Source organism: Microvirga sp. P4_A5 (assembly GCF_056402495.1).
Genome location: NZ_JBFUHH010000124.1, coordinates 1 through 10,768 on the forward strand (window position 1 = coordinate 1; position 10,768 = coordinate 10,768).

Genomic DNA, 10,768 nt, shown 5'->3' on the forward strand with positions numbered 1-10,768 from the left:
AGCGGAGCGACCGGCCCATCCGGCGCCACCGGTCCGACCGGAGCGACGGGTCCGAGCGGAGCCACCGGCCCATCCGGCGCCACCGGTCCGACCGGAGCGACGGGTCCGAGCGGAGCCACCGGCCCATCCGGCGCCACCGGTCCGACCGGAGCGACGGGTCCGAGYGGTTCAACCGGCCCAACGGGTCCGAACGGTCCGAAACCGGGCAAGGACGATTGTGAGGACGACAAGGGTCCGAAGGGTCCGAAGCATGACAAAGACGATTGGAAGGATAAAGGCCATGGCCATGACAAGCCCACGGTTACGCAGGGCAAGGTCTCGATCAGCATGGACAAGCTGGCATCGGCTCCAATGGCCTTCATCAAGGGCGCGATGCAGGGCAACAATCCTGCGTCTCTCCTGGCTAAACTGACGCAGCATAGTGTGATCCCGGCAGGCTTTGGCGGAGAGCATGGCGGCAGCAGCCTTGGTAAGTCGGTTCTTGGGGGCATCAAGCCCAACCTGCTCGCCGATCATCTGGCTTCTGCCGCTACGATCGGCCAGAAGGGCAAGCCCGGAGCCGGCTCGACTACGCCGCTCCACACCACGCAGGGCGGGCCGACACCGACCTTGGAAGATCCGTCCAAGGCTATCCACGGTGTGTTGAAGCAGCACGGCTGATCCAACACCCGGTCGAGTTCCGAAGCGCGGGGCCTGCTTGCAGACCTCGCGCTTCGCGCATCAACAGCGATTCGACGTCGATGCGACCAATAACGAGTCCCGCGATAGACCTTCAACTCCGTGGATCATTTGGACAGATTGTGCCGCGCCATTTGCATCATCACCCACGAGGGCGGGCCGCGTGATAAGCTGTGGCCAATGGCTATCAACGCGCCGCCAATTCCTGCTTGGATGCGCAGGCATTGTTTCCTCGCAGGGGTTCATGATGCGTAACGCGGCACGATCTACCTCTCGGGAGCCGACGCTGCTCTCCGCGCCCCTCGAGTTGAAGGGCAACTGGGGAGCGCCCTTGGAGGGGCCGGCCGCGATCGTCGTGTCGCGGATGCGTGAGGCCTGCCTGTCGGGGCTGTCTCTGCTCTCCGACCATCAGCCCGGCAAACTGATCATCGACAACCGATCCGCCGGTGGAGCGGCGCCACCGCCTCCCCAGTCGCAAGCCGAACAGCCATCCGTACGTCTCCAGGTCGAGCAACCCCGCACCGCTTGGATCATCGTCACCGTCGGAGAGCGTGACTGGTCGCGACTGGCCTACCAGTTCGGACACGAACTCGGACATGTGCTCTGCAACAGTTGGGAGAGGTCGGCCGCGCCACAAATTCCGTGCCAGTGGATCGAAGAAGCGCTCGTCGAAGCGTTCTCGATTCGCGGTCTCGCAGCCCTGGCAGACGAATGGGAGCGAAACGTGCCTTTCCCAGGCCAAGAGGCGTTTGCAGGCAGCATTCGAAAATATCGGAGCGATCTGGTCGGAAAATACAGGAGGCGCGCGAGAGAGCTCGGGGCCACCCTGGATATGGGGGAATTCTTTCGGACTCATCGCGCTGCACTCGAAGCCAATCTGGGCGTATCCCCCAAGACCGCAGGCGCGGTTTTTGGCTTCCTCTCCGAGTTGGAGCAGAGCAGCGCCTACGTGGAGGACATGGGCGCTTTGAACCGGTGGCCCGCGAGAAGTGCGGTACCCGTCGAGAAATATCTGGGCCTGTGGGAGAAAAGTTGTCTGGAAATCAAGACTCCYGGCCTGCTGCCCAAACGGTTGCGGGACCTCCTGCAATTGGTTTGAGGTATCCCCAATGCGCCATGGCGCTTTTTTTGAAAGCCCTGTTTAAGTAAGGCTAGAGGTGATCGAGATGCACATTTCGCCCGTCACTGCCGAAGCTGTTTTGAGCGCGACTGCGTGTGACTACCCGAAGGCAAAGTCCATCGGGCTTTGCATGATTGTCAAAAACGAATCGGAAGTGATTCTCGACTGCCTTCGCAGCGTCCGACCATTGGTGGATTACATTCTCGTCCAGGACACGGGCTCGACGGATGGGACCCAGGACCTCATCAGAGAATATTTGCGAGGCGAGAACATTCGCGGCGAGGTGAGGGAAGAGCCCTGGGTCGATTTTGCACATAATCGGAGCCTCGCGCTGGCCCAACTGCGGCAGCGTCGCGACCTTGATTTTGCGTTGGTGATCGATGCCGACGAAACCATGGTGTACGATGACAATTTCGACGCCGACGCGTTCAGGGCAAGCCTCACGGAAGATCTGTACTACATCAAGATTCGACTCGGCTCGATCGAATACTACCGGCCGCAGCTATTTAGAAATGACCTGGCATTCAAATATCGCGGGGTCATTCATGAATACGTCGAGGGTCCCCCGGAGGGCTATGCCAACGGTACGGCGACGGGCTTCTACACGCATTCCGGACGGGGAGGCGCCCGTGGGAAAAATCCGCGGAAATACGAGGACGACGCCGCGGTGCTCGGTGAGGTTCTGAAAAAGGAGACCGATCCGTTCCTTATCTCCCGGTACACGTTCTACCTCGCACAAAGTTACCAAGACAGCGGCGCACCCGAAAAGGCCCTCCAATCCTATCTTGAACGGGTCGAGCTCGGCTTCTGGGATCAGGAAATTTTTGTCAGCCTGTACCATGCCGCCCGTCTCAAAGAGCAACTTGGCTATCCCGGACCTGAGATCATCGGAACGTATTTGAGCGCCTATGAAGTCTGTCCCAACCGGGCGGAGTCGCTTCATGGAGCAATGAGATATTGCAGGCTCCACGGGAAGCATCATCAGGGATATCTGCTCGGCAAGCGTGCCATCAACATGGCCTGTCCATCGACGGGACTCTTCCTCCATTCCTGGATCTACGATTATGGAGCCTTGGACGAATTTTCGATCCTCGCCTATTGGTCGGGTCACTATCAGGATTCACTCGAGGCTTGTCTGCGATTGCTGCGAGAAAACAAGCTGCCCCACCAAGACAGGGCGCGTGTCGATAAGAACGCAGCGTTTGCGCGCACGAAACTTGCGGACGTCGCCTGACGCGGTGAACCTGGTTAAGGCACAACGCTCTGCTCGTGCTTCAGAGAATTTGTTCTGCATCGATTGAAAGTATTCAGCGATCGCCGCTGGATCTAGCGTCCCACCGCTAGCAAACTTGAACAATACTGTATCTGAGAGGTAGCAGCGTCGCCGACTGCCTCCTTTTTAGCCAAAGGGATTACGGTATCGTACCTCTTAATACGTCTCGGTTTTTAAAAACCCATCATAATGGCGATTGTCATCTCCCTACATTCCACTGCCAATAGGTGTCCTAAGGGAAAGTCTTTCAGTGGAACCCGTCGGAACACCATCGATCCTTCCAGGCAAACTTTATAAAATTTCATCTCTTCGGAGGTGTAATGCCGCAAATACTTTCCCGAAACGGCGGCGCCAACGTTCAGACGCCGCCCCTTCGTCGGACATTTCCTCGTTGGCGGCAGACGCACGGGCGCCCTATGAAGCGCGCCCTCACACAGCGACGTGGCTGGGATGCTTCTCTTGGGGAGGCCTGCTTCCCCCTCACGCAAGTTGGCTGCAATCACGGCCGCTCCTATCGCGTAGCGTCGACATAACGATGGGCGCTGCGTTTATGGTCCTGAACGGATTCCTCGGTCCATTTTTCCTGCCACTAACGTTCGTTTCAAATTCCCCGAACAGCGCTCGACCTCGGCCAGACGCAATCAAGTTCGTGATCGCGCTCACGGTCCTGCTTTCGATCGTCACGGGTTTAGACATCGTCCAATTGGGCATGGGTGGGTGGGGAGACGCAGGATCGACCGGAGTGCTCCGGTATCTCATTGTTCAAGGTGGGTTCGTGATCGTCGGATGCGCGTTCATCGCCTCGGAGGCGGCCTGTCGAAAAAGGCACACGCGATTGCTGCGCCTGGCAGCTTGGCCGTCAAACGATTGCCGATCCCACGGTGCGGTCGAACAAGAAAATTTGGATGGTGCGGGCTCTCTGACATCCATATTGGCCCATGCGGCAGAAATCATGGAAGCTCCCCGAATTCTCGTCGTGTGGGACTTTGATGATAGCCCGACCCGTCAATTCGCCGTTTGGAACAGAGGGGAATTGCACGGTAGTTGCGAGCGAGTCGGTGGATCTGCGCCCCTCGTCGCACGGACGCACCAGGAGGCTGTTTTTGCAGTCGCGCGCGGAGCAGGTTCCTTGATGGGGCCGTCGCCACAGGGTCTAGACCTCATCGACCGTTCTTTCCGAGATGCGTTTCAGATTAGAAGTGCTGCGACTGCACCCTTTCGCGGACGATCCTCCGCCGGTCGCGTCTTCGTCATGGATCGTCCGTCCTGGACGGCTGAGGATCTGCAGCTTACGGAAATCGTTGCCGCTCACGTTGCCGGCGAACTCGACCAGCATAGTGCGCGAACAAAAATCAGAGCGGACGCTGCTCGCCTCGAGCGCACGCGCCTGGCGCATGATCTACACGATGGAGTGTTGCAGGGCCTGGCAGCCGCGGACATTCGGCTGAAGCTGGGTATGACCAACTTGCCCTCGAAACAACGCGAGCAATTCGAGCACGTTCGACGAATTGTCGCGAACGAAAGCGATCGGATTCGAACCCTAGTACAGGAAACACGCTCGTCGCCAGCCATGAAGAACGAGGCCATAGAACTCTCGGCTCATCTCGTCGAGGCGGTGGCCGTTCTGCGTCATCAGTGGTGCTGCGAGATTGAACTTGATGTGAGACCGCGCAACCTCAGTACCCGGCTGCCGGTGGCCTGGAATATACAGCACCTTCTCACGGAGGCCGTGTCGAACGCCATTCGTCACGGTGGAGCGTCCAAGGTCAGCGTTGAGGTTCGCTCTTCGAGGGAAGCTCTCTTGCTTCGCATCAGAGATAGCGGCAAGGGATTCGGCAATCGTGCCGGAACACTAGATGTTCGCGAGTTGGCCAAGCAGGGCGCCGCGCCCCTATCGATCTGTTCGCGCGTCCATGAAATGGGTGGATCGCTATTGATTGCAAGTTCCGGAATGGGCGCTGAAATGCGGATTGAGGTTCCCAGATGAACAAAGCGTTGCGCGTCACACTAGCTGACGACCACCCTTTGTTTCTCGGCGGGCTGGACTCGCTTCTCAGGCATGAAAGCGGCTTCGACATCCTCGCTACCGATCTGGACGGCGTCGCAGCCGTCGACAGCATCAGGCGGCACAAGCCCGACATTGCCGTTCTGGACATCCGGATGCCTGGGCTCAACGGTCTTCAGGTTGTCGAAGTTGTCAGGCAGGAGAAGCTCACGACAAAAATAGTCCTGCTGACGGCTGCGCTCATGGAACTACCGATCGTTCCGACACCGGTATCCGGCATATGGGCCATCCTACTCAAAACTGCCGCGTCCGACACGCTCGTGCGCTGTGTGACTGAGGTTGCTGCGGGCAAATGCTGGACTATTGACGATTTCCCGACCGGTCGGGCGGTCGGTGCATCGCGTTTGACCCCACGCGAGAGGGAGATTGCAAGCCTCGTCGCGGTGGGAATGTCCAATAAACAAATCGCAAGGACCGTCAACATCTCCGACGGTACYGTCAAGATACACCTCTACAACGCGTATCACAAACTCGGAGTCACGAACCGCACAGCGCTCGCAACGCTCCTCYATCACAARGTTTCCGACGAGGAAGTCGCTTCTTGACGAAACTCCAGAAGGCGGCGTTGCTGCGAAGCTGAACCATGTCGGCCGGTACTGGCTCATCAAGCTGGCCCCCGGAAAGCGTAGCGGTGTAGGCGCGAACTGGGTGCGCTTCAGTTCAGTTGGTTTCCCCCGACAGCGACGACATGTCGATGACGAAGCGATAACGGACATCAGCACGCTCCATGCGTTCGAAGGCTTCGTTGATCCGGTCCATGCGGATCGTCTCGCATTCGGGCAGGATGTTCTTGCGCGCGCAGAAATCGAGCAGTTCCTGGGTCTCGGCGATGCCCCCGATGGGCGAACCGGCGACACGTCGCCGTCCCAGCAGGAGCGGCACGGTGGACATTTCGTCGAGGGGGCCAACCTGGCCGACGATCACCAGCGTGCCGTCGACGTCCAGCAGCGCCAGATACGGGTTAAGGTCATGCTTGTTGGGAACGGTGTCGATGATGAGGTCGAAGCTGCTCGCGGCCTGCGCCATCGCGTCCCGATCCGCGGAGACGAGAAGCCGGTCGGCGCCGAGGGCGAGTGCGTCGGCCCTCTTGTCCGATGACCGGCTCATCACCGTCACGTGGGCACCGAGTCCAGAGGCCAGTTTCACCGCCATGTGGCCGAGTCCGCCCAAGCCGATCACGCCGACGCGGCTGCCGGGACCGACGCCCCAGGTGCGCAGGGGCGAATAGGTCGTGATGCCGGCGCAGAGCAGCGGGGCGGCACGGGACAGATCCAGTCCCTCGGGAACGCGCAGGACGAATTCTTCCCGGACCACCACGTGCTTGGAATAGCCGCCCTGCGTCATCTCCTGCGTGAGGCGGTCGAGCCCCCCGTAGGTTCCTGTATTGCCTTCCCGGCAGAGCTGCTCTTCGCCCTTCCGGCATTGGTCGCAGCGCTGACAGCTATCAACCATGCAGCCCACCGCCACATGATCGCCCGCCTTGAAGCGCGTGACCTCCGGGCCGACCTCGATCACGCGGCCGACGATCTCGTGGCCCGGGACGACCGGATAAGCTGACCAGCCCCAATCGTTGCGCGCCCAGTGGAGGTCCGAGTGGCAGACGCCGCAATAGAGGATCTCCATCGCGACATCGTTCGGGCGCAGCGCGCGCCGCTCGAAGGAGAAGGGCTGAAGGGGCGCGCCGGCGGACGGAGCGGCGTAGCCGAAGGTCTTGTAACGAAAGCTGGCCATAGTGTCGTTTCCACGCGTTGGATTGATGTTGTGAGAGGCAAACCGACGACCCGGCATGGGAACCGAAGTCCTCCCCACGCCGGCGTCGTTCTATATTGAACGCAAACTTGTGTTCAGAGTCCGGTCGTTCTCATCAACTGCTCGGGATAGCCCTCGCCCTCGATCCGGTGGAGCTTGGTGCCGGGGATCGGCAAGATCCGGCTTCTGTGCGAGCAGCGGCGAAGCTCGGCACTTCGCAGCCGGGCCTCAGCTAATCGATGCGTCGCCTCGAGGGGCGGCTCGGCGTTCGGCTGTTGGCGCGTACGACCCGCAGCGTCGTTCCGACCGAGGCGGGTGAACGCCTTCTGCGCACTCTCGCCCAGGCGATGACCTTCATCACATTTCAGCGAAGTGACGCAGCATGCGCGCGGCGTCCGGGTCTATCCCTGTAAAGAGGCGAAAGGCATCGACCGCCTGGAAAACGGCCATGCCGCCGCCCGACATCGTGCGGCACCCGCGGGCACGGGCTTCGCGCAACAACTCCGTTTCCAGCGGGAAGTATACGATGTCCGCGACCCAGAGCTCGGCCCGAAGCAACGCAGGGGAGATGACCATGCCTGGATAGCTCGCCATCCCGAGGGGAGTGGTGTTGACGATGCCGTCGGCCGATTTTATCGCATTCGGGAGATGGGGATTGGCGGAGGCACGGACCGCGCCGAACCGCTCACACAGGGCGCTGGCGAGACGATGGGCACGCTCCCCGTCAGTGTCCACGATAATGACCTCTCCAGTGCCAAGGGTCAGCAGAGCATGGGCAACCGCCGCACCGGCCCCGCCGGCGCCGAATTGAACCACGCGGTCTCGGCGGACATCTGCCAACTGGCTGCGGAAACTCTCTGCGAATCCCGACCAATCGGTGTTGTGCCCGACACGGCGGCCGTCCCTCAGGACCACCGTGTTGACTGCTCCCAGCGCTGCCGCGTCGGGCGAAAGCTCATCCAGCAACGGGAGCACGGTTTGCTTGCATGGGTGGGTGATATTCAATCCTGCGAAGCCGAAACGCTGGGCCGCGGTGAGGATTTCCGGCAGAGCGCTTGCGCTGATGCCGAGGGCGTCCAGATCGATCAGCTTGTAGATGTAGCGAAGGCCCTGCTCGGCCCCCTCCCGTTCGTGCAGAGCCGGGGTTCGAGAAGCCTGGATTCCGGACCCTACCAATCCCACGAGGATTGACGGCCATGTCCACGGTCCGGTGGCACCGCCCGACTGGCGACTGGCTGTCGATGGTCGCTGTTTGGTCATCTCGATCAGTTGCGGGCCGGAGCGATTGTCGTTCGAGAAATCATGCCGAGCATCGCCTTGACACCCACCGGATAACCATCGGTGCCGAGGCCTGCGATCACCGCGGTCGCAATCGGGGAAACATAAGATTTGTGGTACATTGGTTCACGTCGATGAATGTTGCTGATGTGCAGTTCGATGATCGGCCCCGGGAACATTTTCAGAGCGTCCATGAGCGCCATGGAGGTGAATGTGAATGCGGCGGGATTGATGATGATACCATCACCTTCGTCGATGGCCTCATGGACCCACTCGATGATCTCGTATTCCCGGTTTGACTGTCGGAACACGATGGGACGACTTTCTGCCGCCTCCAGACACATCGCCTCCACTTCAGCCAAAGTCGTGCGCCCATAGATCTCCGGCTCGCGTGTCCCGAGGCGGTTGAGATTGGGTCCGTTGAGGATGTAGATCGGCTTTGACATGACATTGTTCTCCAAAACTGGAGCTGATCATCCCTGGTAGCCGAAGACACGCGGCAGCCAAAGGACCGTTTCGGGCACGAAAGTGATGATGACCAGAGCTACGATCATCGCCAGGAGAAAGGGAAGAGTCTCACGGACAATATCGCGCAACGGTTCTCCGGAAATGTTCGCCATGATGAACAGAAGCAGCCCGTAAGGGGGCGTGATCAATCCGATCATGATGTTGACCACGACGACGACGCCGAAATGCACCAGATCGATACCCAATGCTTGCGCGGTCGGGATAAACACCGGCACGACAATGAGCAGGATCGCGGTTCCTTCGAGCACACAGCCGAGCAGCAGCAACAGCACGTTGACGAGGATGAGGAACCCCAGTGCAGAGAGATCCCAATGCGCAAGGAGGGCCTTCACCCCATCGGGGATATTTTCGACGGTGACGACGTAGTTGAACACGAGCGATCCGGCGATCAGCATGCCGATCGACGACGTCGTCCGGGCACTGACGGCGATCGACTTGTAAAAGTCTCGCCAGCTGACACTTCTGTAGAGGCCGGCCGAGATAAGGAGTGCGTAGGCAGCCGCGACCGCGGCCGCTTCGGTCGGAGTCATCACGCCACTGTAAATGCCGCCGAGCAGAACGACCGGCATCATGAGCGACGGAAAAGCATTCCAGGTGATTTTCGGCAGCTTCCGAAGCGGGACGGGCTTCTCGACAGGAAAGTTCTTTCGGCGGGCGGTGATGGCGATGATAAACATCTGGCTGAGCGCCATCAGCAAACCCGGGATGACGCCGCCCAGAAACAGAAAGCCAATGGACGCATCGGAGACGAGCGCATAGAGCACCATCGGGATGGATGGCGGGATGATAGGCCCTATGACCGAGGAGACAGCGGTGAGGGCAGCCGCATAGCTCGCGGTATAACGGCCGTCGCGGGTCATCATGACCTGCATCATACGCCCGGTGCCAGCCGCGTCGGCAATCGCCGAGCCGGACATTCCGGCAAAGATGATGCTTTGAAGGACGTTGACGTGGGCAAGTCCTCCGCGGAACCGGCCCACCAACGCGTTGCAGAACGCCATGAGACGGTCGGTCATGCTTCCGATGTTCATGAACTCGGCAGCCAGGATGAACAGTGGCACCGAGAGGATCACGTAGTTGGAGTACATTCCATTGAGGAGTTGCTCGGCAACGGTTCCCATGTCCTGACCAGCCAGGAGAAGGTAGAGGATCGAGCCGGCGATCATCGAATGGCCGATCGGCAGGCCGAGGAACGCAAGGGCGGTGATTGTCACCAGCGCAAGCGAGAAGGGGCTTGCCAGATTCATACGCCCGAACTCGCTTTTGTGGGATCAAACTCGTCCGGTGCAACGCCTCGCAAGGCCTGCCATGAGAGCCAAATGTACCGGACGATGGTCGCGACAACGAACAGAATATAGATTGAAAACAGGAGGTCGAACCGGATCTTCAGATACGCGGTGCTCTGCACCTTCATGAAGGTCACGTAGTCGACGACCGCCGGCAGCGACACGAGGTAGAGGGCGATAAGCACCGCACCGGAGATCACGCACATGACCCGGCGCGGCCGCTGGCCCACGGCGCCATAGATAATGTCGAACCGGATCTCCTCGCGTTCGGTCAGTACAAACGCGGCGCCCCACAGCACAAGCCAGACCCAAAGAATGACGCTCAACTCATGGGTCCAGCCAATGGGAAGGCCTAAAGCGTACCGGAACACGATCTGGAGCAGGAAGGCCAGGAACATAGCGGCCAACATGGCGGCCGCTATGTTCTCGGCGCGACGGCTGAGCCAGAGGCCGAGGGCCCGTGCGGAGACAATCATGCGAGGCCTCTTGGTTGCCGAGTCATTTCGGTTGCGAGTTCCGCGGTGTTGGGACTCATCACGAGTTCCGCAGATCGCATCCGGTGGTGCCTGACGGCAGCCCTACATCGCGTTGATCTTTTCGAGCATGCCCTGCGGCCAACTCTTGGCCAGGTCCGACGCGAGGTACTTCTTCTGTGCGAAGTCACGGAAGGCCTTCAGGTCCGGAGTGTAGACCTCGAGTCCCTTCTCCTTGAAGAAGCTTACGAGTTCCGCCTCCTTCTTCAGGTGCTCCTGGGTGCTCCATTCGATCGCTTTGTCAGCAGCAGCCTGGAA

9 protein-coding genes and 3 pseudogenes are annotated in these 10,768 nt (G+C 59.9%); 6 read left to right on the plus strand and 6 right to left on the minus strand.

The window, feature by feature from the left end; all coding sequences use genetic code 11:
- From AC1DVM_RS20815 to AC1DVM_RS20835, 5 genes and pseudogenes are all read left to right on the plus strand, one after another.
- Window positions 1-660, plus strand: a pseudogene (locus tag AC1DVM_RS20815) (hypothetical protein); the annotation flags it as partial.
- 37 nt (window positions 661-697) lie between these two features.
- Window positions 698-1,777: a hypothetical protein gene (locus AC1DVM_RS20820; protein WP_477257644.1), complete on the plus strand. Its 1,080-nt coding sequence runs from the start codon at window positions 698-700 to the stop codon at window positions 1,775-1,777.
- 67 nt (window positions 1,778-1,844) lie between these two features.
- Entirely contained in the window at window positions 1,845-3,032 is a 1,188-nt protein-coding gene (locus AC1DVM_RS20825; protein WP_477257646.1) for a glycosyltransferase, read from the plus strand.
- Window positions 3,033-3,606: 574 nt separating this feature from the next.
- Window positions 3,607-5,058: a GAF domain-containing sensor histidine kinase gene (locus AC1DVM_RS20830; protein WP_477257648.1), complete on the plus strand. Its 1,452-nt coding sequence runs from the start codon at window positions 3,607-3,609 to the stop codon at window positions 5,056-5,058.
- The gene (locus AC1DVM_RS20835) at window positions 5,055-5,681 is read left to right on the plus strand and encodes a LuxR C-terminal-related transcriptional regulator (protein WP_477257650.1); all 627 of its coding nucleotides are present in this window, start codon (window positions 5,055-5,057) and stop codon (window positions 5,679-5,681) included. Before AC1DVM_RS20830 ends, AC1DVM_RS20835 begins: the two co-directional genes overlap by 4 nt.
- 115 nt (window positions 5,682-5,796) lie before the next feature.
- Here AC1DVM_RS20835 and AC1DVM_RS20840 read toward each other — a convergent pair whose 3' ends face one another.
- Window positions 5,797-6,867 carry an NAD(P)-dependent alcohol dehydrogenase gene (locus AC1DVM_RS20840; RefSeq protein ID WP_477257652.1) on the minus strand — a complete coding sequence of 357 codons (1,071 nt, stop codon included), beginning with the start codon at window positions 6,865-6,867 and terminating at the stop codon, window positions 5,797-5,799.
- A 167-nt stretch (window positions 6,868-7,034) separates the two neighbouring features.
- Between AC1DVM_RS20840 and AC1DVM_RS20845 the strand changes: the two are divergent.
- Window positions 7,035-7,244: pseudogene (locus tag AC1DVM_RS20845) on the plus strand (LysR family transcriptional regulator); the annotation flags it as partial.
- On the opposite strand, the gene AC1DVM_RS20850 reads toward AC1DVM_RS20845, so the two are convergent.
- From AC1DVM_RS20850 to AC1DVM_RS20870, 5 genes and pseudogenes are all read right to left on the minus strand, one after another.
- Window positions 7,243-8,145 (minus strand): shikimate dehydrogenase, encoded by a 903-nt coding sequence (locus AC1DVM_RS20850; RefSeq protein ID WP_477257654.1) that lies wholly within the window; start codon window positions 8,143-8,145, stop codon window positions 7,243-7,245. The pseudogene AC1DVM_RS20845 and the gene AC1DVM_RS20850 overlap by 2 nt on opposite strands.
- A gap of 5 nt (window positions 8,146-8,150) precedes the next feature.
- Window positions 8,151-8,609 (minus strand): type II 3-dehydroquinate dehydratase, encoded by a 459-nt coding sequence (locus AC1DVM_RS20855; protein ID WP_477257656.1) that lies wholly within the window; start codon window positions 8,607-8,609, stop codon window positions 8,151-8,153.
- A 27-nt stretch (window positions 8,610-8,636) separates the two neighbouring features.
- Window positions 8,637-9,938, minus strand: a complete 1,302-nt coding sequence (locus AC1DVM_RS20860; protein WP_477257657.1) for a TRAP transporter large permease — start codon at window positions 9,936-9,938, stop codon at window positions 8,637-8,639.
- Complete coding sequence (locus AC1DVM_RS20865; RefSeq protein WP_477257659.1) at window positions 9,935-10,453, minus strand: TRAP transporter small permease; 519 nt, start codon at window positions 10,451-10,453, stop codon at window positions 9,935-9,937. The genes AC1DVM_RS20860 and AC1DVM_RS20865 overlap by 4 nt, the downstream gene beginning before the upstream one ends.
- 102 nt (window positions 10,454-10,555) lie before the next feature.
- A pseudogene (locus tag AC1DVM_RS20870) lies at window positions 10,556-10,768 on the minus strand (C4-dicarboxylate ABC transporter); the annotation flags it as partial.

Excerpts from the sequence above, each read along its gene's own strand:
- AC1DVM_RS20825 (WP_477257646.1), top strand. The coding sequence starts at position 1,845 with ATGCACATTTCGCCCGTCACTGCCGAAGCTGTTTTGAGCGCGACTGCG.
- AC1DVM_RS20830 (WP_477257648.1), top strand. The coding sequence starts at position 3,607 with ATGGGCGCTGCGTTTATGGTCCTGAACGGATTCCTCGGTCCATTTTTC.
- AC1DVM_RS20840 (WP_477257652.1), bottom strand. The coding sequence starts at position 6,867 with ATGGCCAGCTTTCGTTACAAGACCTTCGGCTACGCCGCTCCGTCCGCC.
- AC1DVM_RS20850 (WP_477257654.1), bottom strand. The coding sequence starts at position 8,145 with ATGACCAAACAGCGACCATCGACAGCCAGTCGCCAGTCGGGCGGTGCC.
- AC1DVM_RS20855 (WP_477257656.1), bottom strand. The coding sequence starts at position 8,609 with ATGTCAAAGCCGATCTACATCCTCAACGGACCCAATCTCAACCGCCTC.
- AC1DVM_RS20860 (WP_477257657.1), bottom strand. The coding sequence starts at position 9,938 with ATGAATCTGGCAAGCCCCTTCTCGCTTGCGCTGGTGACAATCACCGCC.
- AC1DVM_RS20865 (WP_477257659.1), bottom strand. The coding sequence starts at position 10,453 with ATGATTGTCTCCGCACGGGCCCTCGGCCTCTGGCTCAGCCGTCGCGCC.